Annotated in this window: 22 protein-coding genes; 12 read left to right on the top strand and 10 right to left on the bottom strand. The window is 42.0% G+C overall.

All coding sequences use genetic code 11. The annotated features are described in order from the left end of the window. Positions 1–44 precede the first annotated feature (44 nt). The 3 genes from BLS28_RS23100 (at position 45) to BLS28_RS23090 (ending at position 3,455) form a co-directional block, all read left to right on the top strand. Complete coding sequence (locus tag BLS28_RS23100) at positions 45–1,058, top strand: LLM class flavin-dependent oxidoreductase (protein ID WP_091172979.1); 1,014 nt, start codon at positions 45–47, stop codon at positions 1,056–1,058. Between the two features lie 156 nt (positions 1,059–1,214). Beyond that, positions 1,215–1,949 carry an acyl-CoA desaturase gene (locus tag BLS28_RS23095; protein ID WP_091172976.1) on the top strand — a complete coding sequence of 245 codons (735 nt, stop codon included), beginning with the start codon at positions 1,215–1,217 and terminating at the stop codon, positions 1,947–1,949. Positions 1,950–2,198: 249 nt separating this feature from the next. Continuing rightward, a complete protein-coding gene (locus BLS28_RS23090) occupies positions 2,199–3,455 on the top strand; it encodes a pyridoxal phosphate-dependent aminotransferase (protein WP_091172972.1) in 1,257 nt (418 codons plus the stop codon). Between the two features lie 128 nt (positions 3,456–3,583). Here BLS28_RS23090 and BLS28_RS23085 read toward each other — a convergent pair whose 3' ends face one another. Next, entirely contained in the window at positions 3,584–6,478 is a 2,895-nt protein-coding gene (locus tag BLS28_RS23085; RefSeq protein WP_091172969.1) for a DEAD/DEAH box helicase, read from the bottom strand. Between the two features lie 407 nt (positions 6,479–6,885). Here BLS28_RS23085 and BLS28_RS23080 point away from each other — a divergent pair, with 407 nt between their 5' ends. Beyond that, entirely contained in the window at positions 6,886–8,103 is a 1,218-nt protein-coding gene (locus BLS28_RS23080; RefSeq protein ID WP_091172966.1) for a M57 family metalloprotease, read from the top strand. A 260-nt stretch (positions 8,104–8,363) separates the two neighbouring features. Here the strand turns inward: BLS28_RS23080 and BLS28_RS23075 are convergent, their stop codons facing one another. Next, positions 8,364–10,817 (bottom strand): PIG-L family deacetylase, encoded by a 2,454-nt coding sequence (locus BLS28_RS23075; protein WP_091172962.1) that lies wholly within the window; start codon positions 10,815–10,817, stop codon positions 8,364–8,366. Positions 10,818–11,079: 262 nt separating this feature from the next. Here BLS28_RS23075 and BLS28_RS23070 point away from each other — a divergent pair, with 262 nt between their 5' ends. Genes BLS28_RS23070 through BLS28_RS23055 form a run of 4 tightly spaced genes read left to right on the top strand, consistent with a single transcriptional unit; the run spans position 11,080 to position 15,702 of the window. Next, positions 11,080–11,727 (top strand): TetR/AcrR family transcriptional regulator, encoded by a 648-nt coding sequence (locus tag BLS28_RS23070; protein WP_091172957.1) that lies wholly within the window; start codon positions 11,080–11,082, stop codon positions 11,725–11,727. Further along, complete coding sequence (locus tag BLS28_RS23065; protein WP_091172952.1) at positions 11,711–13,075, top strand: TolC family protein; 1,365 nt, start codon at positions 11,711–11,713, stop codon at positions 13,073–13,075. The genes BLS28_RS23070 and BLS28_RS23065 overlap by 17 nt, the downstream gene beginning before the upstream one ends. A 22-nt stretch (positions 13,076–13,097) precedes the next feature. Further along, positions 13,098–14,153, top strand: coding sequence for an HlyD family secretion protein (locus BLS28_RS23060; RefSeq protein WP_091173137.1), 1,056 nt, complete (start codon positions 13,098–13,100; stop codon positions 14,151–14,153). A gap of 4 nt (positions 14,154–14,157) precedes the next feature. Next, positions 14,158–15,702: a DHA2 family efflux MFS transporter permease subunit gene (locus BLS28_RS23055; protein WP_090535020.1), complete on the top strand. Its 1,545-nt coding sequence runs from the start codon at positions 14,158–14,160 to the stop codon at positions 15,700–15,702. 255 nt (positions 15,703–15,957) lie between these two features. Here BLS28_RS23055 and BLS28_RS23050 read toward each other — a convergent pair whose 3' ends face one another. Both BLS28_RS23050 and BLS28_RS23045 read right to left on the bottom strand, forming a co-directional pair. Then, on the bottom strand, positions 15,958–16,542 hold the full coding sequence (locus BLS28_RS23050) for a carboxymuconolactone decarboxylase family protein (RefSeq protein WP_091172949.1): 585 nt from the start codon (positions 16,540–16,542) through the stop codon (positions 15,958–15,960). 242 nt (positions 16,543–16,784) lie between these two features. After that, positions 16,785–17,330, bottom strand: a complete 546-nt coding sequence (locus BLS28_RS23045) for a peroxiredoxin (protein WP_091172945.1) — start codon at positions 17,328–17,330, stop codon at positions 16,785–16,787. A gap of 186 nt (positions 17,331–17,516) precedes the next feature. Here BLS28_RS23045 and BLS28_RS23040 point away from each other — a divergent pair, with 186 nt between their 5' ends. From BLS28_RS23040 to BLS28_RS23025, 4 genes are read left to right on the top strand one after another with little or no spacing between them, the layout of a single operon-like run. Continuing rightward, positions 17,517–18,611 (top strand): WG repeat-containing protein, encoded by a 1,095-nt coding sequence (locus BLS28_RS23040; protein ID WP_176844545.1) that lies wholly within the window; start codon positions 17,517–17,519, stop codon positions 18,609–18,611. Continuing rightward, positions 18,608–19,417 carry a YARHG domain-containing protein gene (locus BLS28_RS23035; protein WP_091172938.1) on the top strand — a complete coding sequence of 270 codons (810 nt, stop codon included), beginning with the start codon at positions 18,608–18,610 and terminating at the stop codon, positions 19,415–19,417. The genes BLS28_RS23040 and BLS28_RS23035 overlap by 4 nt, the downstream gene beginning before the upstream one ends. Further along, positions 19,414–19,737: a DUF2306 domain-containing protein gene (locus BLS28_RS23030; RefSeq protein ID WP_091172934.1), complete on the top strand. Its 324-nt coding sequence runs from the start codon at positions 19,414–19,416 to the stop codon at positions 19,735–19,737. Before BLS28_RS23035 ends, BLS28_RS23030 begins: the two co-directional genes overlap by 4 nt. Positions 19,738–19,787: 50 nt before the next feature. Beyond that, positions 19,788–20,057, top strand: a complete 270-nt coding sequence (locus BLS28_RS23025; RefSeq protein ID WP_369596636.1) for a DUF2306 domain-containing protein — start codon at positions 19,788–19,790, stop codon at positions 20,055–20,057. Positions 20,058–20,144: 87 nt separating this feature from the next. On the opposite strand, the gene BLS28_RS23020 is transcribed toward BLS28_RS23025, so the two are convergent. From BLS28_RS23020 to BLS28_RS22995, 6 genes are all read right to left on the bottom strand, one after another. Continuing rightward, the gene (locus BLS28_RS23020) at positions 20,145–21,311 is read right to left on the bottom strand and encodes a toxic anion resistance protein (RefSeq protein WP_091172928.1); all 1,167 of its coding nucleotides are present in this window, start codon (positions 21,309–21,311) and stop codon (positions 20,145–20,147) included. Between the two features lie 87 nt (positions 21,312–21,398). After that, positions 21,399–22,013, bottom strand: a complete 615-nt coding sequence (locus tag BLS28_RS23015; RefSeq protein ID WP_091172925.1) for a TerD family protein — start codon at positions 22,011–22,013, stop codon at positions 21,399–21,401. A gap of 4 nt (positions 22,014–22,017) precedes the next feature. After that, complete coding sequence (locus tag BLS28_RS23010) at positions 22,018–22,572, bottom strand: TerD family protein (RefSeq protein WP_091172923.1); 555 nt, start codon at positions 22,570–22,572, stop codon at positions 22,018–22,020. Beyond that, positions 22,562–23,407 (bottom strand): phosphoribosyltransferase family protein, encoded by an 846-nt coding sequence (locus tag BLS28_RS23005; RefSeq protein ID WP_091172920.1) that lies wholly within the window; start codon positions 23,405–23,407, stop codon positions 22,562–22,564. The genes BLS28_RS23010 and BLS28_RS23005 overlap by 11 nt, the downstream gene beginning before the upstream one ends. After that, positions 23,404–24,099, bottom strand: coding sequence for an HAD family hydrolase (locus BLS28_RS23000; protein WP_091172917.1), 696 nt, complete (start codon positions 24,097–24,099; stop codon positions 23,404–23,406). The genes BLS28_RS23005 and BLS28_RS23000 overlap by 4 nt, the downstream gene beginning before the upstream one ends. 132 nt (positions 24,100–24,231) lie before the next feature. After that, positions 24,232–24,900: a TerD family protein gene (locus BLS28_RS22995; protein ID WP_091172913.1), complete on the bottom strand. Its 669-nt coding sequence runs from the start codon at positions 24,898–24,900 to the stop codon at positions 24,232–24,234. Position 24,901: the final 1 nt, after the last annotated feature.

Raw genomic sequence — 24,901 nt, 5'->3', positions numbered from 1 at the left:
AGCCCGCCTGCAACCCGATGCTTATTTTTGTGTTCACAATAGATATGAGCACAAACAAAATTAAACTGAGCGTGCTCGACCAGTCGCCAATAAGAAAAGGCGCTACTGCCGAGCAGGCCATACAGGAAACTATACAACTGGCAAAATATACCGATACCCTTGGCTACACCCGCTTCTGGATTTCGGAACATCATAATATGGGTATTATAGCAGGCTCAACGCCCGAAGTATTATTAGCCCATTTGGCCGGCGAAACTAAAAACATGCGCATGGGGTCGGGCGGTATCATGATGCCAAACCACAGCACCCTTAAAGTTGCTGAAAATTTTAGGATGCTGGAGGCGCTGTTCCCCGGCCGGATTGACCTTGGAATGGGCCGCGCGCCGGGTACTGACAGGATCACCGCAGCCGCGCTTAACCCTTCAAACCAGTTCAGGGAGCAGGACTTTGTTGAGCAACTGGCCGATCTGCAGAATTACTTTCATGATACTTACGAACCGGGAACCATACAGGCGCGTATCAGGGCTATCCCGCAGATTAAAACCGTGCCTAACATGTGGTTGCTAAGCTCAAGCGGACAAAGCGGCTTGTTTGCAGCGCATTTCGGTATGGGTTTTTCCTTTGCACATTTTATTAACCCCAATGGCGGACCTGAAAGTGTTAAAATGTACAAGGAGCGATTTCAGCCATCTGATGATCTGCAACAGCCAGAGGCCAATGTAGCGGTGTTTATCTTCTGTTCGGAAGATGAAGAAAAAGTAAAGCAACACCAGGCCGTTATGGACCATCGCTTTCTGCAGTTTGAAAAAGGCGGGCCAATAGTGCCGCTAAGCTATGACGATGTGAAAGATGTGGAGTATACGCCTGCCGAACAGGAACGCATTCGTTATAATCGTTACCGTGTAATTGCCGGTTCGCCTGCCGAGCTGAAGCTGAAGTTAATGTGGCTTGCCAATGACTATGAAGTGGATGAGATCATGGCTGTTACCATTACCGAAAACTTTGAAGACAGGCTTGAATCGTACCGATTGTTGGCCAAACAGTTTGAACTATTATAATTCCGGTAAATAACTTTTTTAATTAAATGCCGTTTCTATACCAGTAACGGCATTTTTTGTTAACGCCTGTATCATTATTCACATATTAAAAAACTTTATAAGGCTTTAAATCGTATCTTTGGAAAGATTATAAATAAGTCTATTTTCTACAATTCAATGGTTATTATCATATTCTTTATAGCGCACTGGTTTCTGTCGCTATTTTTTCAAACGTTTTTCCTGCACAGGTACGCATCTCACAAAATGTTCACAACCAATAAGTTTTACGAAGGAATGTTTTACCTGCTTACTTATGTTTGCCAGGGATCATCGTTTTTAAACCCGAGGGCTTATGCCATTATGCACCGTGAACACCACGCATATAGTGATACCGAAAAGGATCCGCATTCGCCTCATTTTTTTAAGGATGTTTTCCAGATGATGGTATATACAGCTAAAAGCTACAGGCTACACGTAAAGAAGCTTAAAGAACCTGAAGAACGTTTTAAAGGTAACATTCCTGAATGGCGTTTTGTTGATTTCATAGGATCATCGGTTGTATCCCGTATTTCATTCGGCATTTTATATATTTTATTTTATGTAGAATTTGCTACCGCATGGTGGATGTATCTACTGATCCCGATTCACTTTTTAATGGGGCCAATTCATGGTGCTATTGTAAACTGGTGCGGCCATAAATATGGCTATCAAAATTTTGATAATGGAGATAAGTCAAAAAATACTACCCCGTTTGATTTTTTAATGCTGGGCGAACTATTTCAGAATAATCATCACAAACACCCCAACAAAGCCAATTTTGGCGCCAAATGGTTTGAGATAGACCCGGTTTACCCCGTAATGAAACTCATGCACTGGATGCGGATAATTAAATTGCGCAAAGCGTATTTATAAGCTTTTAAGGTTAAAGGCGAAAGGTCAAAGGCAAAAGGTTTTCTTTTCTGCTTTTGACCTTTTCTTTTAGGTGAAAGGTCAAAGGCGAAAGGAAAAAGGTTTTTATTTCGGGTTGTTAACCTACAGCTTTTATAATCACCTCAATAGTCTTTCACCATTTAGCTTCTGCGCTCTTCCCAACCTTTCGCCTTTATCCTTTCGCCTTTCACCTCAATCGGCTATCTTTGCCGCTTATAAATATATAAATCCATGAGTGTTTCTTTATTAGCTCAAAATTTGCATGGCTCGGAGATCATTAAGATTGCGGGCGAGATCAACGAATTAAAACGACAAGGCCAGAATATCGCCAACCTTACCATTGGCGATTTCGATTCCAATATTTATCCTATTCCAACTCCTCTAAAGGAAAAGATTATAGACGCCTATAATCATAATCAAACCAACTACCCGGCTGCTGATGGTATGCTTGATCTGCGCCAGAGTGTAAGTGGCTTTTTGAAAAGAAGTTTAGGTCTTGACTATGCACCTAACCAAATCCTGATTTCGGGTGGTTCGCGCCCGCTGATCTATTCTATATTTTTGGCGGTAGTTAACCCCGGCGAAAAAGTGGTTTTCCCTGCACCGTCATGGAACAATAACCATTACAGCGATCTGCTGAATGCCGATGCAGTGATTATCCCCACTGCTCCTGAAAATAATTTTATGCCTACGGCAGATGATATTCGCCCGCATTTAAAAGGAGCGGCTTTGCTGGCGTTGTGTTCGCCTTTAAATCCTACCGGTACCATGTTCAGCAAAAAGGACCTGGAAGAGATCTGCGATCTTGTAATTGCCGAAAACAAGAGCCGTGCAGTGGGTGAGAAACCACTGTATTTACTATACGATCAAATCTACTCGCAGTTAACTTTTGGCGAGCATAAGCATTACGATCCGGTAACCCTTCGTCCTGAATTAAAAGATTATACCATTTTCGTTGATGGCGGTTCAAAATGTTTTGCAGCAACGGGTGTACGTGTAGGCTGGGGTTTCGGGCCGGAGCTGGTTATCGAAAATATGAAAGCCATTGTAGGCCACATGGGTGCCTGGTCGCCAAAGCCTGAACAGATGGCTATGGCCAAATTTTTAACTGATGAGGCTGATGTAAACAGTTATCTTGATGATTTAAAGGGAAAGATCCAGGCAAGCCTTACTGCCCTGCATGAAGGTTTCCAGGAAATGAAAGCCAGCGGTTTAAATGTAGATTCGATTGAACCGATGGGCGCTATCTACCTTACCCTGAAAATAGATTACAGTGGCAAAACCACTCCGGACGGCAAAGTATTGAAAGATTCGGCAGATATTAACTTTTATTTAATTAAAGATGCCGGAGCCGCATTTGTTCCATTCTCGGCCTTTGGTACAGGTGATGAGGTGAACTGGTTCCGTGCATCGGTTGGTGCAACTCCACTTCATGAAATAGAAGCCTTGATACCGAGGGTGAAAGCAGCGTTGAGTAAGTTAAAATAAGCCCCTCTAAATCTCCGCCTAAAGGGTGATACTTTAAAATTGCGCGTTATCAGAAAAGAAAAAGCGATGAGCACCAATTACTCACCGCTTTTTCTTTTAAAGCCCTCGCGGTTTAGGGAGGGGTGTTTTTACCCCAATATCTCCTTAATATCATCCGCCGTAAGCGATTTAATAAAGCTTTCTTCGGTAGTAATCAGCGCTCTTGACAGGCTGAGCTTACGCTGCTGCAGGGCCAGGATCTTTTCTTCAACCGAATCTTTGGTGATGAATTTATAGATGAAAACGTTTTTGGTCTGCCCGATACGATGTGTGCGGTCAATGGCTTGCTGCTCAACAGCCGGGTTCCACCATGGATCGAGAATAAACACATAATCGGCTTCGGTAAGATTAAGACCTACGCCCCCCGCTTTTATCGAGATCAGGAACACACGCGTTTTTTCATCCTCCTGGAATTGCTTAACCACATCGCCCCGGTTTTGCGTAGCGCCGTCCAGATAGACGTAAGGAATACCAACGCGCTCAAAATGCTCGCGGTAAATGCTAAGCTGTTTTACAAACTGCGAAAATATGAGCACCTTGTGACCACCATCAAGCACGTTGCCTAAGGTATGCACCACATCTTCAAATTTACCGCTGTCGCCTTCATAATCCTTATCGATCATGATAGGATGGTTAGCAATTTGCCTTAACTTGATCAAACCCTGCAATACCTGAATCTGTGTTTTAGCGAACGTGCCATCCTCCAGGCTTTTCAGCAACTCATTCCGGTATTCGGATTTTACCTCTTCATAAACCGAAGATTGTTCTTCGGTCATCTGGCAGTAAAAAAGATTTTCAGTTTTGGGTGGCAATTCTGTTGCTACCTGTTCTTTGGTGCGGCGTAACACAAAAGGCTTGATCAGGGCCTGAAGTTTGCGGGCCTTATCTTCATCCTTTTTCTTTTCTATAGGAGCTACAAACTCGTTTTGGAAAAACTGCTGTGCACCCAATAAACCAGGATTAATGAACGACATCTGTGTCCACAAATCGTTAACCGAATTTTCGACCGGGGTGCCGCTCAAGATCAATTTAAAGCGCGACTTGAGCTGTTTAACCGCCTGGTATGATTTTGATGATGGGTTTTTGATGTTCTGACTTTCGTCCAGGATCACGTAATCAAAAAAGAAGCCTTTAAACATTTCAATATCAATGCGGCTGATACCATAGGTAGTGATCACCACATCGTAATTGGCAAAAACTTCAGCACTGCGATAGCGCATGGTGCCCGTATGTACCATAAGCTTTAACTGCGGTGCAAATTTGCGGGCTTCATTAAGCCAGTTATATATCAGCGAGGTTGGCATGATTACCAGCGAAGTGGCTTTGCCTCCGGCTTCTTCCGTATCTTCCTTGTGCTTTTGCAGCAGCGATAAAGTTTGGATGGTTTTACCCAAACCCATATCATCGGCAAGGCAGCCGCCAAAGTGGTATTGTTTTAAAAAGTGAAACCAGTTATAGCCTGCTTTTTGGTACGGCCTCAAATTGCCTTCAAAATTAACGGGCATCGGCGCGTCCTCAAGCTCATCAAAATTGGTGAGCTTTTGCAGTTTGCGGGTCATGGTAACGCTGGCCATTTCGCCTTCGGCTAAATCGGTAACGAGGCCAATATGGTGACGGCGTAGTTTTAAATCATTGCTGCCTTCGGTAAAGTGCAGCAGGTTGCCATATTGCGAAAACCATTGTTCAGGAATTACCGCAATTTCGCCCGATGGCAGGGTAAACTCCTTTTTATGGTTAAGGATATGGTTTTTTAACTGGATAAAAGGGATTCGGTACGGGCCGAAGCTCACCATGGCGTTGATATCAAACCAGTCGTTATTTTCGGTTACTACCAGTTCAATTTTACTGCTGCCAAATACGTAGCGTTTTTGCCCTTCAGGCTGTTCCAGTTCAAAGCCCTGTTCAATAAGCTGATCATGATGCTGATTGAGCCATTCAAAAACAGAGAACGAGCGGTCGTCATCTTCATCGTGTCCGGCAACTTCAAGGTTTTGGAACAATGATGAAGCTATTTTAAGCCCCATTTGCTCCAATTGGTGCATTTTGCCTTTTTCCCAGGTAGTTGAACGTTTAATACGGTGAAACAGGTAATCATCGCCGGTTTTTTCCATCCGCACAGAAATGTGCCTGCCATCGCCATAAGGAAATACATAGCCCGCATACTTAAAAGAAAGTTGCAGCTGCGAAGTACCGCCTTCAATATAAATAGGTTTAAGCACAGGGCAGGCATCATACTTTTCGGTATTGATGGTAAACCCTTCGGCGTAAACATTATGCTTTTCGATAAGCGGGGCAACAAATTTTTCAAAGTATGATTGCTCCGACGATTTTGGTATAGCGATGAAACGCTTGTTCAGGAATGGTTGCAGTTTTTTACCCTCAATCTCCTTGTCGAAATAATACAGGGTATCATCAAGCAGCATCCAGGCCGGGTGATTGCAAATGATCTCGGCATTTTTAAACATGAACTCAATGCGCATGCCCTGATATTTGATGGTAGGAAAATACCTGATCTCTTCTTCACTGCGCCTGAAATGAAATAACACTGATGCTGCCTCGGTAGCCAGCTGAAGTTTGCGTTCGCCTGGATAGCCTTCCTTACTCATCTGGTATACCTGCTTACCGCAAAGTAACGATAACGCTTCAGCTATCCGCTTCTCCAGTTTTGGGCGGATCATGTCAAACATCTGCTCGTTGAAGATCTTGGAGAAAAACTCGAACGGACGGATTGGTTTTTTATAATACCTTTTGATCACGTTGCCTTGCTCCATCTCTTCCAGCAGTTTGATCAGCCTGATATCGGTATCGTCCAGAAATTCGCAAAATTCTTTGGCGGTATTGGAAAATAAACGCTGGTGTGTTAGTGAAAATTCACCGTTCGGATTAAGCTGAACAATGTGTGGTTCAATAACATACGACAGGTAGTCATGCTTGGCAATGGCATAAATAATTTGGCATGGTTTGGAACTGTCGACGCGTAACATGTGCTTCAGGGTAAAAAATTATTTGAAGCTACATCAAGAAAAAATTCAAACGTAAATAGAATTTACTGTAATTGAAAGAGTTTTATATTAAAAAAATGTTAATAAAGTAAAATTGACACATTGTTGATAACATATGTAGTGTTTTTGACGGTTGAAAAGGTTTGGGATTAAACAGATTTACCACAACTGTAAAACTGTTGAGTTCAGTCAAAGGAGAAGTCTGTCTTCTTAGAATCCCTTGAGCCCAGGTTTATAATATTGATATTTAATACCTTGATTATTCATAATAGTGTTGTTGTATTCTGTGGTTTCGTTTGGTTAATTTTTATTAAATAAAAATTAAATAATTACAATAAATATAATTAATAATATTATTTTTGACTTAAACTTAAATACATAAATCACAAATGAAAAACCAAAACCTCAAACTCGCATTTATTGCGTTTACCACCTTGCTATTGTTTAATTCCTGCAAAAAAGCAATTCATGATTTAGCACCTGCGGATAAAGAAAAAAACAGCACCAGTGCCTTGGACTACATTAAATCATTGGGTTTCCGGGATTCTGATATTAAGGATATCGGTACCGACTACCTGGTGGACGGTGATATGCTGTTTTCAAAGAAGACCGGTGTTGCAACAACAAATGGTGGCGCTTCGAAAATTAAGACAGATCAATACGGTGCGCAAAATTACCTGGGTTTAAACACTAATGTAGTGATCAATATTGATGCTTCTATGAGCGCGTATACTGCTGAAATTAACGCGGCCATTGCACAATGGAATGGTATTCCGAACTGCAGGGTGAAATTTTCTGTAGGCAGTTCGTACAATGTTACGATAATGGCGAATAATAATATTGGTGGAGCTTGCGGGCAGTCTTATTTCCCGATAAACGGGCAGCCTGGTTTTATAATCTACATAAGCCCAGCCGCGATTTCGGGAAATTCATTTGATCAAAGACAACGAACAATAGCGCATGAGTTAGGTCACAGTATTGGTCTTAGGCATACCAATTGGTTTTTAAACGAACCACAGAACGGAACAGCACCTAACAGCGCCCATTACAGCGCCACTCATATTCTTGGTACACCTACTGAAGCCGATCCGGTTTCGTTAATGAATGGCAATGAATGCGGTACCGGGGCAACAGTGCTTTCGAACTATGATAAAATTGCAGTACAATTTCTTTATCCACTAAACCCGCCGGTAGCGGGCACATCACCCGTTTTCAGATATTATAACGGCGGCTCGTCCGATCACTTTTACACTACGGATTATAACGAATTGGCTCAGGGAAATAACACAGGGTATATATTTGAGGGAATCGGCTTTTTTGCCTTTACTAGCCAGGTAGCCGGTACAGAGCCTGTATATCGTTATTATAGTTCCTCTGCTGTTGATCACTTTTATACAAGGAATGCGACTACTCCTGGTGGTTACATCAAAGAAAAGGTAGCCTTTTATGCCTATCCCAACCAGGCAAATAGTTCAGTGCCAGTTTATCGCTATTATCACGGAGGTACACCTGCCGAAATTGACCATTTCTACACTAAAAATCAAAACGAATTTTATTGGGGTGCAGGCGGATATGCTTATGAAGATGTGCCGTTTTACGCCTATTAATTATCGCTAAAAAAAAACCAAAGCGGTCTCTTTAAGAGGCCGTTTTGGTTTTATAGTTATTTTAATGCTTTACATATCTTCGCTCCTTTTCTCCAGGGGCATCCACATTTTGTCACCCTGTTTATAGGTTTACAGGGTAATATCCCACTCAGTACGATTTACCGGTTTGCCCAGTTTGGCTGCACTGAAGTTAATGCTTCTTCAGGGGCTCTCATAGAGAATGCTGTTGGCTTCGCTAAGTAAACACGTTGTTTATCAGGTTATTTTGGTTTGCTCAATAGATTAATAAACAACCTGTAAGCTCCCGGTACACCGGCAGGCAACTCCCTGAAAAATGCCAGGGAAGTATATACAAACCGGCCCTTACCATAATCGCCCACAATTAATGATCCGTTAAGCGGTTCTTCTCCTTTATCATGCATTTGCAAAATGGGTTTGTACTGCGGGTCGATATTGCTTACAAAATACAATCCGCGTTCCTGGATCCAACCGTTAAAATCATCATTGGTTATTTTATTAGGATAGTTTAATACCGGATTTTGCGGATCTAAAATCGTCACTTCGGCGTTTTCGTCAGTAACCCTGCGGTTCACTACGGTAAACGGATATGGGCCTATTTGCTTTACAACAATACCATTGTTGTTATTGTATTGCACTACCAGGTTGCCGCCGTTCTTTACATATGCCATTAACTTCGATTGCTGATAAGCAAGTCGCTCGTTCACATTGTAGGCCCGTACGCCGGTAACGATGGCATCATAGCCCGAAAGATCGCCGTTTGTTACTTCATTTTCGGTGAGGATATGTACTTCGTAACCTACCTGGCGCAGGGCTTCAGGCATCTGGTCGCCGGCACCGGCAATGTAGCCTATTTTTCTGCCGTTATGTTTAAGATCGAGGTAAACAAGCTTTGTTTGTGCCGGCGGAAATAGGGTAATAGCTGGTACGTGATCATACCTGATACGGCGAAGGCTAAGTGAAAACGGTTTGCCATTGGCGTTAACAACTGCTTCCAGATCGGTTGTGTTGGTTTTGGTATCGGTTGGACTAACCGTAAATGCCACCGACCATTCATCGTTTTTGTCCTTATCGGTAAAGTCAATTTTTTCGGGACTTATTTTCCATCCGGCAGCGGGTTTCAGGCTGATGGTACCACTTGCTTTGGTAAAACTTTTCAACTTTACCAGTACTGTTTGTGCTTGTTGCGTGCTGAAAATATAATCCTTGTCTTCAATATTAGCGGTTACCGGCGGCGTTATTTCAATAGGCTGATAAACCTCGCCCCTAACCGGGTCAACGTATTTATATACAATTCGGCGGTCGATATTTATGGGCTTACCCTCAATAATAAACTGGAAAGTAACTTTTGGCAGGTCAGGATTTTCAGGGTTACCGGCAAGCGTGTTATCCGGCAAAGTGTAAACACCTATTGGATGCGGTAAGGCCAGCCAGTAAGGCTGCGTTAGCATGGAAGCTGCGGCAGTGGTTTCAAAAGTTTGGAGTTGGTTAAATGGGATCTCCTTGCTTTGCAAAGCCAAAGAGTTATCATTGGCATCAATGCTGTTTATTTTAACACGATAATTAAAACGGTTGATCACCTGCGCGCGCACGCCTATTTTATCGCCGAGTGAGTAAGTTGACTCAGTAGCATAAGCCTCAAACCACAGGCCGGCACATGCCGCTATGAGATTGTTTAGCTCTTTAGTTTTTTGTTCACGCCAGTAGGTATCCGGTACTTTCTCAACTTTCATCAGTAATTGCACCAATGCGGGTAAGGACTTTTCAGGAGCTTCGCTGATAAAGTTCCGGCTGATCACGCCTATCATGGCTGCAATAGCGTCTCCGTCTTTAACTCGTTTCCAGGTGGTATTAACACCATCCATCAAATCGTTTTGAGGGGCATCGCCTAAAATAGTTTTAAAAAACTCGTATGATTCGCCGCGTTGCTTGGCCGAGCCAAAGCCCTGGGTTTTATGATTACTGCGACTTTCGGCAGCTATTTCGCCATAGCTTTTACCTAAGATTGGGTTATAAACACCTACATCAATTTTAAATTGATCGGGAGCGGTAGTATTAACACTGCCAAAGCTGAAGGTGTTCCACATAAGGCGTTTGGCCTGCCATGGCTTTACATATTTTAATTGCTCGGGATAACGGCTCGGATCGGCAGCAGCTGTAAAAGCTTCCTGCGCTAATATGGCCGATGAGGTATGATGACCATGACCACCTTCGCCGGTTGTAGGGAAGCGGCAGATGATCACATCGGGCCTGAACTTGCGGATCACCCACACTACATCGCCCAATACTTTTTCTTTGTCCCAGATTTTTAGTGTTTCTTCCGGTCCTTTCGAAAAGCCAAAATCATTGGCGCGGGTAAAAAATTGTTCAGCACCGTCAACGCGGCGGGCGGCCAGCAATTCCTGCGTACGGATTAAACCAAGCAATTCGCTTTGCTCATTACCTATCAGGTTTTGCCCGCCATCGCCGCGGGTGAGCGACAGGTAACCGGTGCGATAATGTTTTTCCTGCGCAAGGTAGGCCAGCAGGCGGGTATTTTCATCATCAGGATGCGCCGCAACATACAATACGCTGCCAAGCACATCAAGTTTTTTAAGGTTTTGCTGAATAGTGCCGAGATCGGTAGGCGGGTTGGTTTGGGCTTTTGAAAATGCAGTTGTTAGCAGGAATACTACAATGAGGTGGATACGCTTCATAGCAACAAATATATTGAAAGATAGATATTCTGTATTTCCTGTATCAACAATATAACAAAACCATTACTGTGGCCGTCAATCTGTTAAGATTTTTGATGGTTCATATTAAATGTTTCAACAAATACTTTTATTTTTTACAATTTTCTTAAGGTTGTCAAACAAATCTGTCATTCGATGGTAATCTTAATCAACCGATTAACTTTTTCTGCTTCAATCCGATACGCTTAATCAATCGTTTGATTAATTTTGTGCCGTTAAAACAATGGAAAAAGATAAAATAGATAAAAAGGAACATATCCTCGACGTGGCCGAAAAGGTGTTCGCGGACCTGGGTTATGACGGAGCCTCCACCCGTACCATATCGGGCGAAGCCGGTGTAAACATGGCTATGCTCAATTACTATTTTGGATCAAAAGAAGGACTTTTCCTGGCAGTTTTTGAACGCAAGATCAATTCGTTCCGTACGCTGCTGCAAAATATTAGCAGCGACGGCAGCATGAACGCCTGGGATAAACTGGATAAATGTATTGACAATTATGTTGAACGCATCATCGCCAACAACTGTTTTCAAAAACTCATTAACAGGGAAGTGTCCATGAACAAACGTGGCGACCTTACCGATAAGATCATCGAGATACTGATGGTAAATGTATATGAGGTAAAAAGAATTATGGAAGAAGGTGTAAACAACGGCCTGTTTCATGCAGATGCCGATATACCGTTGGTAATAGCAACCCTCTTTGGTACAAAAAATTATATAGTTAACATGCCTCAGATATCATCATTAGTATTGGGACATGATATTCGTGATGAAAAGTTTATGGAAAATGAACTGAAACCACGTGTTAAAACATACATGAAAAGACTTTTAAAAGCTTATTTAGTAAAAGAACATGACAACTCAAAATAACAAAACCAATCACCTTAAGCTATTAAAGCAGGTGTTACGGCCCGTTTTGCGGGGCAGTATCGCCCTGATAGTTTTAAGCCTGCCTTTTGCTGCCAGCGCACAAGACAGGACAATTACACTTGATGAGGCTATTAAACTTGGCCTCGAAAACAGTAAAACACTAAAGCTATCAAACTCAAAGGTTGAACAGGCTGTTTCTGAATACAACCAGGCCAAAGATGAAGCCCTGCCAACAGGTAAAGTGAGCTACGGCTATAACCATGCTGAAATTCCGGCCAACAGGCTTGCATTAGGCGAGTCAAGCTTTAATTTGCCCAACCGCGCTGATGCTTACCTTGGCATTCTAACTTTAAACCAAACCATATTTGCCGGTGGTAAATTGAAATATGCCCGCCAGTCAACCGACTTGCTTACACAGGTTGCCCGTTTGGATGTAGAGAATGATAAAGACCAGATTGTTTACGATATAATCAGCTCATACTACAACTTGTACAAAGTATTGCAAAGCAAAAAAGTAGTAACACAAAACTTAACTACTGTTGATGCCCAGATTAAACAGGCACAACGCTTTTTTGAACAAGGCTTAGTTACTAAAAACGATGTACTGCGTTTTCAATTGCAACGCTCAAACATTGAAGTTAATGGCGTTGACCTGGAAACTAACCGCCGTATCATTAACTATAACCTTAACGTGTTGTTAGGTTTACCTGAAGGTACACAGTTAAACATAGATCAGATTAAGGAGGCCGACAGGCAGGTAGCTCCGTTGACAGCTTACCTTGATACAGCAATGGCTGTACGCCCGGAGTTTAAGCAATTCGCGTTGCGTAGTCGTGTTGCCGAAACCAATATCAAGAGTATTAAAGCTAATGAGCTGCCAACTTTAGGCGCTTCGGTTGCAGGGTACTATGTAGATGTTAACTCCAACCCTATACCTAAAAGCGGCAATTTTATTACTCCACTATCGGCCGGCTTAACGCTGTCATGGAACTTCGGCTCATTGTGGACTAACAAGAACAAGGTAAAGGAAGCCCATATCCAGAGCCAGCAGGTTGACATAAATAAAAGTATCACCGCAGATCGTGTGAAAGACGAGGTTAACCAAAGCTACCAGAACTATACCCAGGCGCTTGAAAAGGTTAAACTTTTACAGACCGCTATCGATCAGGCTGGTGAAAACAACAAGATCCTCGAATCGAAATACAAAAGCAATATAGCATCCGCAACAGACAGGGCAGATGCAGAAACCTTGCTTTACCAGGCACAGATCAACTTAGAATTGGCTAAAGCCGATGCTGGTCTTGCTTACTATACGCTACAAAAATCAACAGGAAAAATCAACAAATAATAATACCAAACCTTTAAATAAAATGGCAAAGGAACAAGAAACACCGGAACAACCGAAAAAGAAAAATAAAGTTATCCCCATCATATTAGGTATTGTACTTATTGGCGGCGTAATTTTCGGTATAAAAGAATACATCTACTTTAGCAAACACATTGATACTGATGATGCCCAGATCGACGGCGATATCAGCCCTGTAGTTGCCCGCGTTGGCGGTTACGTTGATTCAATTTATTTTGAAGAGAACACCCATGTTAATGTTGGTCAGCCGCTGGTTAAAATTGATGACCGCGACTATAAAGTAAAATTAGAGCAGGCTCAGGCGGCACAAGTTGGCGCAAGCGCAGGCATTAATGTAAATCAATCGCAAATTTTTGCTAACGAAGCAAACTCTGCAAGTGCAAAAGCTCAGGTTTCATCAAATCTGGCCCATTTAGAAAAAGTACAGAAAGATTACGACCGTTACGCCAACCTGGTAAAAGACGGGTCAGTAACCCAGCAGCAATTTGACCAGGCTAAGGCCGACTTGGATGTTGCAAAAGCTAATTACAGGGCATCGCAGGATCAGTACAAAGCTGCTGTTCAGCAAATTGGTACAACCCGCAGCCAGTTGGCTGTTACCCACACGGGTGTATCACAAAGGCAGGTTGATATTGATTATGCAAAGCTGCAATTGAGTTACACGCTGGTGAAATCTCCGGCAAGCGGCTTAGCCTCTAAAAAGAATGTACAGTTAGGTCAGCTGGTACAGGCTGGTCAAACTTTGTTTTCAATAGTGAATGATAACAGCCTTTACATTACCGCTAATTACAAAGAGACACAGCTTACCAATATCAAAAATGGTTTAAAAGTTGAAATTGAAGTTGACGCTTATCCAGACATGAAGCTGGAAGGACAGGTTTACAATTTTTCGCCTGCTACAGGTGCCAAATTCTCACTGTTGCCTCCGGATAATGCTACCGGTAACTTCGTAAAAGTTGTACAGCGTGTGCCTGTAAAAATTAAAATCAACGGCACTAAAGAAGAGCTTGCAAAATTACGCCCTGGTATGAGCGTAAACGTATCTGTAATTAAAGAATAACATTATGGCTGAAACTGGCTTTAAAAAGTGGATCATCACCATTACGGTGATCACAGCCTCATTACTGGAGCTGATAGATACCACTATCGTTAACGTAGCGTTGCCTCACATACAAGGTAACCTTGGCGCAACCCTTGAGGATGTGGCCTGGGTAGTTACCGGGTATGCGGTAGCAAACGTGATCATATTGCCCATGTCGGGTTGGCTGGGCGGCCGTTTTGGGCGTAAAAATTATTTCATGGCATCTATCATCGTGTTTACCATCGTATCCTTTTTATGTGGTAACGCGCACAGCATGGATGAGCTGGTATTGTTCAGGATTATTCAGGGTATAGCCGGCGGTGGTCTGATTTCGACAGCCCAGGCCATATTACTTGAAACCTGGCCCCGTGAGCAGATAGGTACTGCAACCGCGCTATTTGGTTTGGGAGCGGTAGTAGGTCCAACTGTAGGCCCAACCATTGGCGGCTGGATAGTTGAAAACTACTCATGGCCTTGGATCTTTTACGTAAATATCCCGGTGGGGGCGCTGGCGGCGTTTTGTACGTACACCTTCGTGCGGGAAACACCCAAGGATGCCAAAGGCAAACCTGTTGACTGGTGGGGTATTATCTTGCTGGCTATTGCAGTAGGCAGCTTACAAACCGTACTTGAAAAAGGTGAAAGTGAAGACTGGTTTGCTAAGCCATACATCCTGGTTTTAACTATATCGGCTGTATTAGGTACCATATTATTCATCTGGCGCGAAATGAGTACCGAGCACCCGATTGTAAACTTCAGCATTCTGCGGCACCGAAGTTTTGCCGTGGGCATGTTCACATCCTTCATACTCGGGTTTGGTTTGTATGGATCGGTATTCGTGTTCCCGGTGTTTTGTCAAAACCTGCTTGGTTTTAATGCCCAGCAAACAGGCGAGCTGTTGTTCCCCGGTGGTTTGTGTACCATTGTAATGATGCCGTTTATAGGCAAAATGCTGAATAAGGGCATACCAGCCCAGTTTATGGCTACTGCGGGCATGTTCCTTTTTTATGTATTTACACATATGTTAAGCAATTCGACACTGGCTACCGGCGAAAAGGATGTGTTAATACCGTTATTAATCCGTGGTGTGGGTATGGCTTTATTGTTCGTGCCGCTTACTACTTTGGCCATGGCTGATTTGAAAGGTCCTGAACTGGGCCAGGGATCGGGCTTGAACAATATGATGCGCCAGTTGGGCGGTTCGTTCGGGATTGCTACATTAACCACCCTCATCCATATACGCCAGGGTGTGCACCGCAATAATCTGCTTGTAAATATCAATCCGTATAACAATCCGTTTAATGACCGTTTACACATGCTTACCCAGGGATTTATGGCCAAAGGCAAATCAATGATTGATGCTACCCATATGGCATACCAGGCTATTGAAGGTATGGTTACCAGGCAAACATTGTTGTTAACGTATGATGATGCTTATTGGATATCGGGATTGGTGATGTTATTTTCGATACCGTTGCTTTATCTTCAGCCGTTCAAAAAGCTGAAAGCTGTTGCCGATTCGCACTAAAACAATAAAAGCCGTTCCACTATTACCGGAACGGCTTTCCCCAAAAAAAATTAACAATTAAAATTTAAGTAACTCCTCCCGCATAAACAACATATTTGAATATTGCGACCGGGGTTTGTTTAATCTTAAGGTATAAATTTACTGGATTTTAATTAATAAACGCAAATTTTATTGGGCAATAAAATACTATTTATGAAAAAGGCATGAAATTTTATTATTTCATGCCTTTTTCATTGTTAAAATAAGTTAAGCTTGTTAAAATATAACTTTACCTGTAGCGGTAATTAATGATGCTATACGTACGGCATCAAAAATACGCTCCTCGGTGGTGCCTAATTTTATAAGCGAATCCTCATGTGCGTTTACACACATTTCGCAGCCATTAATGGCTGATACAGCCAAACTGGCCAGTTCAAAAAATTCTTTACCGGTTACCGGTTTCATCATGAGTTGCATACGGATCCGTGCCGGGATCTGGGTGTACTTTTCCTTTTGGGTAAAATGCCTGAAACGGTAAAATACGTTGTTTGATGCCAGCAATGAGGCGCAACCTACAGCTTCGGCAATTTCGGCATCGGTAGCTTCGTTTTCTTTAGCGTATTTGGTAAAGAAGTTGGTAAGCGGAACATTGTTATTGTTTACAGCAGTAGCCAAACCCAGCAAGGCGCATTCTTTATTAGTTAGATGTGCAGAAGTAAGGGTGCTGGTAAAGTTCAGTTTAAGGTCGCGCAGATAGCGTGATTCGCCTGTTTCTAAAAGGCTCAGGCTGGCTGTGCGGTAATTTTTATCTAATCCGATACTTTCAAGTATCTCCTGGATCACTTCGGTACTTTCGTTCATTTTTTGGGGTAATTTTCTTATTGTAGAGACGCATAATTGCGTCTCCTGTATGCAAATTAAGGAGGTTAAACACCATGCAATGTGGCTTGTCCTACGGAGACGCAATTATGCGTCTCTATATAAAAAACAACTTTCAGCATTAGGCTTTTAGCCTTCCGCTTTTGGCTTTTCCTTAGCTTAAAAAAGGGTGTAAAAAATCCCCGCACCGAAATACAGTACGGGGACGTTTATCTGTTGTATAATTATACAGTTAAAGTTTCCTGACCTTTTTCCCAGTTGCAAGGGCAAAGTTCGTCAGTTTGTAAACCGTCAAGTACGCGTAATACTTCTTTTACGTTACGGCCAACGCTCAAGTCGTTAACTGATACCCAACGGATGATACCTTGTGGATCAACGATAAAAGTAGCACGGTAAGCGATTTTTTCAGTTGGCTCCAAAATACCTAAATCTTCAGCTAATGATTTTGAAGTATCAGCAAGCATAGGGAATTTCAAATCGCGCAGATCGTCGTGATCTCTTCTCCAGGCAGCGTGAACAAATTCAGAGTCGGTAGAAGCACCGATCAAACGGGTTTCGCGGTCGCGGAATTCGCCAAAGTTTTTGTTGAATTCGGCGATTTCAGTAGGGCAAACAAAAGTAAAGTCTTTTGGCCACCAGAACATTACAGTCCAAACGTTGTCATCGTTGGTTAAATACTCAGAAGTAAGGGTTTCAAACTCTTTACCTTTTTCAAGGCTTACTACTGCTGTTTTAGAAAATTCGGGGAATTTTTGTCCTATCGTTAACATATTTTGATATTTCTTTTAATGTTTATGCAAATATAAAAATTTTAAACCGCCTCCCGAATACTAATAATTGATGCTATATAGATTTTAACTATATGGTTATTATGTAATATAAGTAATATTTATTGGTCTAATTTTAAGTATTTTGGCTCGTTTCTACTATTTCAAAAAATGCATTATCTTGGTTGTATGAAAACTAAACCTATCATCATTATTGCGATAACTGTTATTGTATTAACTGTTGGCGGATACTTTATTTTCCGTGGAAAATCCAAACCGTCGACCAGCAGCAATGAAATAAGCAACTTTTTAAAAGCATTCAAAGCTCAGGTTATAAAAGGCAATCGGGATTCATTGATGAGTTATTTTGCCGATAAGCAAGCATCTGAACCTATAAATAAATTAATAACAACCCTAATCAACAAACAGCGAAAAAGCGACGAAGAGGATGTATCTTTTAACATAGAGCTGAATGTAGAGCAGGCCGAAATTACGCAGATCAATCCTCAACTCGCCACAGCTGTTGTTCCTGTTACCTTTAGCGAGCAACATCTGGATACAAGGCATTCGGGCATAACTTTTACCATTCAAAAAAACGAGCAAAACAAACTCAGCATCTACCAGGCAGATGCTCGTAATTTCATGAGTGATTATATAGCTTACCGTAATACCGCGTGGACGAAAAAATATACAGATAAAGAAATTTACAGCCCGGAAACATTGAAAGCATTCTTAGATGCAGGCAATTTATTCGCTAAATATGATAGCGTAATATGGTTTACCCATTTAAAGAAACAGACATATTTTTATGTAGTAAAGGGGAAATGGGATTACTATAACTTAATGAAGGATACTACCAAAATATATAAAATGGGATTAATCGGACCCGATTATAAAGAAGTAATCCCTGCTGAATATGACCTTATTCATAACATCAGCGGCACGTTCCCTGATCTTATTGAAGTTGAAAAAGATCGTAAGCGGGGTTTTTACGACCTTAGTGGCAAAGTTGTAATTCCCGTTGAATATGACCAGATATTTCCGGTTAATGACACCGAAAACCTTGCCGCATTAAGAAAAGGCGATGAGTACTTTTGGTTAAAAAACGACTTTTCTGTGTCCGAAAAAGCCGAGGTTAAAATCAGTGAGCTGTTTTCAAAACTTAAGCAACCAAACTCATTTACATTGACCAAAAGCCCGGCCGGTGATATCACCGAGTTTAACTCGCGCGAGCAGCACGGCAGCATTTATATACCTCCTCTTACCTTGTTGACCTTGGGTTGATCCGAAAGATTCAGGAGTTTAAAAATCCGCTGCGAAACCATGTTGACTTTGTAGCAACAAGTTCACAGTATATAGTAAAAGCGAAGGCGTTGCCAGTAAAAATATCCACAGAAAACAACAGTTGGCTGCAAAGTGCTTATTATTCTATCCGCGATTACTTTATTGGAGGCCGTTCCGAATTCTATGACACCAATAATATGGTGTTGATAGATAACAAAAACAACAAGATTTATAGCTATGAAATTAACACTGAAATTAACTCCGAAGAAGGTGGTAGCGAATTAAGCGGAAGCTGCAATGAGTATAATATCAACGCTATCAGCGATTCGCTGCTGGAGGTAAAAGTAACCACCACTGCTAACATCGAACTTTATAATAACACCTTTATTGATGAATTACCCATATTTCACCTTTTAAAAATTGAAAATGGTAAAGTAAAAGAGGCCATGAATACCAAAAGGGTATTTGCTTTTACTAAATACCAAAAAATAGACGACCATTTTATTAATGGCTGTTATGTTTATGGTAAACTTGATAATGGAAAATATAAAACTTCAGTCGGAAGGCCAATTTCGTCCGAAGTATTGAGGTATATGAAAAACGAAATCTATGCCGATTATAATTATAAGTTTAAAGACAAACGCTGGACGGAAATGTTCGAACAACAATTTTACGGACACTATAAATCAGAAAACCTCAGCGTTCAGGATTCGCTAACCGAGATAGATAAGTATAACATCCAGTGGATAGATCAGAGGCTAAAAGGTTTACCGTCAATAAAACCAAATGTACTTGCCGCTAAATGAGCATTACAACCCGCATATTGGGATACTTTGCCTTTTTTTGGGTATTCGTACTCTGCGCCGGTACGTTTGTTCAGTACTGGGATTTTAATCATGATTCTTATTTTCTGCATATCAAACAAAAAGCCGTTGAAACCGGATGGTACCTGCCTGCTTTTTATTGCCATATTATAGGCAGCAGCGTGATCCTGTTAGCCGGTTTTTTCCAGTTTTCAAAAAAAGTATATAATAACAAAGCCCTACACCGGACATTGGGAAAGCTGTATGTGTTCGGCGTGCTGTTTTTCGCGGCACCGGGCGCTTATATCATGACGCTTTTATAAACCGGGGTACAGGCGTATTTATATCTTTTTTACTTCAGAATACATTGTGGATGGCCTTTACCCTGGCGGCATTTTTATTGGTTAAGAAAGGGCGAATTGATGATCATATTAAAATGATGAACCGGAGTTATGCGCTGGCTTTCGGCGCGGTTACTTTGCGGTTTTATATCTGGCTGTTTACTGTTTTGGGTAACGGCGTAAACTTTCATAATAACTACCTCATCATTGCCTTTTTCAGCTGGGTGCCTAATTTGATTTTGGCTGAGGTTATAAACAAGTATGGGAATAGGCAGGTTGAGGTAGAGAGAGAACGGGTATAAAACAAAAGCGTCATTGCTGTAAAGGAACGAAGCAATGACGCCAATGCATTAATGCCTTCTCCGTTGGAGAGGGTTGGGTGAGGCTCTTTAACTCACGCTCGTTACCGTTTTCTTCAATTCTGTTTCCAGGTTTTGAAGCTCAGTATTCAATGTGCGGCGATTGGCTGTGCCTTCGTCGTGAATGCGTTTTACCTCGGTAAGGGTTTCAATAAGTGATGAAGTAGTCTTTTTCAGTGTGTCTAACGATACTACCGTTTTCTCATTTTCGCGGGCTACATCAATACTGTTTTGTTTCAGCATTTCGGCATTCTTTTGTAAAATGGTGTTGGTTGTATCCGAGATCTTTTTCTGCATCTCCACATTCTCTTTCTGGCGGTTGAGGGCTACAGCAATGGTAAGCTGGTTTTTCCAAACCGGGATTGTGGTTGATACAATAGACTGTGCTTTTTCGGCAATGGTGGTATTGTTGTTCTGCACCACACGGATCTGTGCCAGCGATTGCATCATGATAAAGCGTACTACCTTTAAATCGGCAAGGCGTTTATCCAAACGGTTCACAAAATCGCGCAGGTCGGCAATTTCATAATCCTGGTAAGCCGTTGGGTTACCGTCCATCACTGCCAGCTTTTCGTTAAGCTCATTATACTTGAGTTGACCAGCAATGATCAGGTCTTCCATTTGTTTAATGTAGGTAACATTGCTGTCAAACATGGTTTGCAGCGAGCTGTTATCCTTTAACGAATTAACACGGCCTGCCTTGATCTTATTGGTGATCTTATCAATATTGTTAACCACGGTATCGTATTTCTGGAAAAGCTTTTTGGTATCAACCACCAGCTTTTTCATAAAAGGGATATGTGAAATGAATGACGTAAACGCGTTTTGGTTCAGCTCATCAACATCAATATAATTAAGTTCGGTAAGCAACTCGTTAATCAGCCCGCCTACTTCGCCTGAATTATAGGTACGTACCGAAGTAAGGAAGTTATTGCTATATTTCTCCATGGAGTTTTGTATCTCAACGCCGTAGTTCAGTATCGAGTTAACATCAGCTGGGTTGATGTCCTTACCCATCTCACCGTATTTTTGCAAATCCTGGTTTGGTATAGCGTCAAGGTTTACATTACCTTGTTTATCCACCTTCATAGGCACATTGCCGGTTGGTGCGGCTGCCGCCGGAAGATCCAGATTGGTTGGAGTGATCAGCGGTGGTATATTCAGATTTAGTTCATCATTGTTTGGTGCACTTTCCATAATCTTATTATTAATGATTTAGTAGTACTTAATTAGCTGATCTTAAGCGCCACCCGGCTTAATACTTAAGATCAATGAATTAAACTTTTACAAGTAGGTTGCGGTTACAGTTTTCACTGTTTCTTCCAATTTACGGTCGCGGGTTGGTTCGCCGATGGCGTTAAATTTCCATTCGCCGTTCTTTTTGTAAAAAACACCCATCACCATGGATACATGGCCCGCAAAATCTTTGCTGTGCGCAATATCATAAGTAGCGAAGATTTCGTTAACGCGGGTTGGCGTACCTTCATAAATTCGGATAGATGCAAATGGAATGCTGCCGAAATCCTGGCCGCGGAAGCTGTTCAACACAAAGGCTACATAGCTTACGGTTGGGCTAAGCGTAGCAAAATCAACGGTAATCACTTCGTTATCCAGCCCGTCGTTACCTGCCATGTCACCGGTAAGATCATCACCGCTGTGTTTAACCGAGCGATCTTTTGAACGCAGGTTACCAAAGTAGATCACGTCAATTAGCTGTTTGCTGTCGTTATATAAAATGCAGCTGGCGTCAAGGTCAACGGCCTCTTTCGTAGTGCCAAAGCCAAATAGGCCTTTTCTTTCTATCGCGCCCCAGTTTATCCCAACACATACATTTTGCAATTTGCTGCCATTACTTTTTTCGAGGCTGATCCGTTGCCCTTTTTGAAGATTGATAGCCATATGTTTAGTTGTATTTGTTTAAATAATCCTGCAGGCCACCTTTCATGCCTACGCCTACAGCTTCAAATTTCCAGTTATTATCTTTTTTGTAGATGCGGCCAAACTCAACGGCAGTTTCTATCGAAAAATCTTCTTCCAGCTCGTATTTCAAAATATCGGTATTGGTAGCTGAATCAAAAATGCGGACGAAAGAGTTGCGCACCTGCCCGAAATTTTGGCGGCGACTTTCGGCTTCGTGGATAGTCACCACGATGCAGATTTCAGTAGCACGCGGATCGATCTTTGACAAGTCGACAATAATCTGCTCATCGTCACCGTCACCTGCACCGGTCAGGTTATCGCCGGTATGCTCAACAGCACCATCCGGAGACTTTGAGTTATTATAGAAAACGAAAAATTCGTCGGCCAGTATTTTTTTATTATCGCCCATGATGAACACCGAAGCATCCAAATCAAAAGCCGAGCCTGTTGATGAGCTGTTTGTATCCCAACCAAGGCCTATCGTAAATTTAGGGGCACCAATAGTTTCCCTTTGGCCTTTTTGCAAGTTAATTGCCATGCTGAATTAGTTTATTATTGTTTATTAATAGGTTTTGTTTAATAAAGTTTAAGTTAGGTGTATAGGCTTCAATGGTATGATAACCATTACCCAAAGCCATATCATACAGCAAGTTTATGAAATTGCTGTCTTGATCTTGTATAAAGATGCAAAAACTTTCGTGATCGTAATTTAAAATATATTTTACTATGCGGGTGTTGATGCAAAAATTAGTGCCCTTAATGATATCATTTAAATGATAGATGTTTTTAACATGGTGATAATTGAGGTAGTTCTCTATATTGGGGTGTATGTTTTTGTTCACCAGTTCGGCAAAGTACAGCATGTAAATGTCGTTCTGTAAGCCATACTCGTCTACCATTTTCATGATCATGCGTTCATGACTTCCGGTTATCTTGATGTCATCCAAAAATAACAGCGTTTTGCCCAAAAGGAAATCCTTATCAATATGAAACGAATCGTTACCTATTAAATTGATCCTTTGCTCGGCATCCAGCTCGCCGTAATCTTCTTTATAGGTTATGGTACGATGAACCTTGGTTTCCTGTACAACAGGATAACCATGATGGGCCAGCCAGCGGTTAAGCCTGCACACAAAGTGGTTTTTCATGGCAAACGTAGCCGTTGGGATAAACGAGTAGGGGCTCGATATCACTACGATCTGTTTCTCTATTGGCTGTTTAGTTAAGATTTCGATGATAAAGCCATCGGCCAGCTCGGTGCCGAAGTAGCGGGATACCTCGCCATCGCCAAATTTAAAGCGACTGTAATCATCGGCATCGAAACCAAAATGTGTTGCGCTGTTGATATGATGTAATGAGTAGGTAGCTTTCATACACTTAATAAGGTTAAAATGGATAAGTTGTTTGAATTGATGAGCAGGCTATTGAGTCCTGCATCATTAGCCCCCGCTATATCTGCCGCCGGGTTATCGCCTATATGTATTATACCTGACCGGTCTATCTGCTTTGGTTTATTACACTCTTTAACTTTTTGCACCATCAGCTTAAATAAATCCCCGTTTGGTTTCGACATCCCCTCCTCGTCCGAATAGAGCTGAAAGTTAAAGAAAGTATCCAACCCCAATTTAACCATCACCTTGCGGAGCGTTTGTCCTTTTATAAAGCCTGTATTACTTAAAATACTCAATGAGCAATCACCTTTTTGTTTTAGATGCTGCAGCACTTCAATTGTTACAGGTGAGTAAAGCACCGGCAGATAGTAAAACAGCAGGGTTTCCATGTCGGCATACAGCTTATCTATATTAACATCGGCAAGCGGATACTGGTTATCATTAATTGCGCTGATCACCATCAGGTACATTTCATCGGCATCAATGTTTTTACCAGTACGTTCGTTCACGGCATTGCACATGAGGTCAACCTGCCTGAAAGCCCTTGCCACATCGTCAATGCTTTTACCGCCTGGGTTAAAATCCCGGTGAAAGATCTTAGTGCGTTCTATCTTAAAGTATGGGTTTGACTTGATCAGCGTGAGCCACAGATCAAATGAATAGTGCTGGTACATTTATGTTTAGGTAGAATTAAACTTAACCAAAATGTCATTGCGAGCGTAGCGTGGCAATCGCTTGCTACACAGAGCGGCTATGCTTACGTGCGATTGCTTCGTCGTTCCTCCTCGCAATGACATGTTTTTATGTTAATAGTTCCGAAGTAATTCCGAAAGGCTATCAGTACTATGCGGATCACCGATGGCACGGAATTTCCATGTATCATCCTTTCGATAGACTTCGGCAAAGGTCATGGAACACATGCCGTTGTAAGTTGAATCGCCGGAAAGACTGAATTTAGCGATCTCTTTACCATGGCTGTCAATCGCGCGGATGAAAGCATTCTCCACCATGCCAAAGTGTTGATTGTTTTTACGCCCCTGGTAAATAGCTACCAGGAACAAGATCCGGTCATATTTAGGGTCGAGCGAATCAAGCTTTACGATGATCTGCTCATCATCACCTTCTCCCGCCCCGGTACGGTTATCGCCCGTTAGCCAGATGTGGCCGGAGGGATGTCGCATAGAATTAAAGTAGATCACATCACCCTCAAACATATTAATGGTACGGCCATTGGCAGTTTGCTTGGCATAACCGCGATTAGCCACTTTGCCGTTTTTATCTAACAAAAACGCTATTGCATCCAAATCATATTCAGCTTCTTCGGCACCGCCAAACAGCTTGCCTAAAAAGCCGCCACCATTACTTTTCCTAACGTCCCAGCCTAAACCAATAGTTACCGAGGAGAGGTCGAAACTTTCGCCTTTATCATTTTTACGAAGGTCAATTGTTTGACCTTTTACCAAATTTATAGCCATT

This window comes from Mucilaginibacter gossypii, assembly GCF_900100945.1.
GTDB classification, from domain to species: Bacteria; Bacteroidota; Bacteroidia; order Sphingobacteriales; family Sphingobacteriaceae; genus Mucilaginibacter; species Mucilaginibacter gossypii.
This window is presented reverse-complemented; position numbering and strand designations above follow the sequence as displayed.

Excerpts from the sequence above, each read along its gene's own strand:
- BLS28_RS23100 (WP_091172979.1), top strand. The coding sequence starts at position 45 with ATGAGCACAAACAAAATTAAACTGAGCGTGCTCGACCAGTCGCCAATA.
- BLS28_RS23095 (WP_091172976.1), top strand. The coding sequence starts at position 1,215 with ATGGTTATTATCATATTCTTTATAGCGCACTGGTTTCTGTCGCTATTT.
- BLS28_RS23090 (WP_091172972.1), top strand. The coding sequence starts at position 2,199 with ATGAGTGTTTCTTTATTAGCTCAAAATTTGCATGGCTCGGAGATCATT.
- BLS28_RS23085 (WP_091172969.1), bottom strand. The coding sequence starts at position 6,478 with ATGTTACGCGTCGACAGTTCCAAACCATGCCAAATTATTTATGCCATT.
- BLS28_RS23080 (WP_091172966.1), top strand. The coding sequence starts at position 6,886 with ATGAAAAACCAAAACCTCAAACTCGCATTTATTGCGTTTACCACCTTG.
- BLS28_RS23075 (WP_091172962.1), bottom strand. The coding sequence starts at position 10,817 with ATGAAGCGTATCCACCTCATTGTAGTATTCCTGCTAACAACTGCATTT.
- BLS28_RS23070 (WP_091172957.1), top strand. The coding sequence starts at position 11,080 with ATGGAAAAAGATAAAATAGATAAAAAGGAACATATCCTCGACGTGGCC.
- BLS28_RS23065 (WP_091172952.1), top strand. The coding sequence starts at position 11,711 with ATGACAACTCAAAATAACAAAACCAATCACCTTAAGCTATTAAAGCAG.
- BLS28_RS23060 (WP_091173137.1), top strand. The coding sequence starts at position 13,098 with ATGGCAAAGGAACAAGAAACACCGGAACAACCGAAAAAGAAAAATAAA.
- BLS28_RS23055 (WP_090535020.1), top strand. The coding sequence starts at position 14,158 with ATGGCTGAAACTGGCTTTAAAAAGTGGATCATCACCATTACGGTGATC.
- BLS28_RS23050 (WP_091172949.1), bottom strand. The coding sequence starts at position 16,542 with ATGAACGAAAGTACCGAAGTGATCCAGGAGATACTTGAAAGTATCGGA.
- BLS28_RS23045 (WP_091172945.1), bottom strand. The coding sequence starts at position 17,330 with ATGTTAACGATAGGACAAAAATTCCCCGAATTTTCTAAAACAGCAGTA.
- BLS28_RS23040 (WP_176844545.1), top strand. The coding sequence starts at position 17,517 with ATGAAAACTAAACCTATCATCATTATTGCGATAACTGTTATTGTATTA.
- BLS28_RS23030 (WP_091172934.1), top strand. The coding sequence starts at position 19,414 with ATGAGCATTACAACCCGCATATTGGGATACTTTGCCTTTTTTTGGGTA.
- BLS28_RS23025 (WP_369596636.1), top strand. The coding sequence starts at position 19,788 with ATGGCCTTTACCCTGGCGGCATTTTTATTGGTTAAGAAAGGGCGAATT.
- BLS28_RS23020 (WP_091172928.1), bottom strand. The coding sequence starts at position 21,311 with ATGGAAAGTGCACCAAACAATGATGAACTAAATCTGAATATACCACCG.
- BLS28_RS23015 (WP_091172925.1), bottom strand. The coding sequence starts at position 22,013 with ATGGCTATCAATCTTCAAAAAGGGCAACGGATCAGCCTCGAAAAAAGT.
- BLS28_RS23010 (WP_091172923.1), bottom strand. The coding sequence starts at position 22,572 with ATGGCAATTAACTTGCAAAAAGGCCAAAGGGAAACTATTGGTGCCCCT.
- BLS28_RS23005 (WP_091172920.1), bottom strand. The coding sequence starts at position 23,407 with ATGAAAGCTACCTACTCATTACATCATATCAACAGCGCAACACATTTT.
- BLS28_RS23000 (WP_091172917.1), bottom strand. The coding sequence starts at position 24,099 with ATGTACCAGCACTATTCATTTGATCTGTGGCTCACGCTGATCAAGTCA.
- BLS28_RS22995 (WP_091172913.1), bottom strand. The coding sequence starts at position 24,900 with ATGGCTATAAATTTGGTAAAAGGTCAAACAATTGACCTTCGTAAAAAT.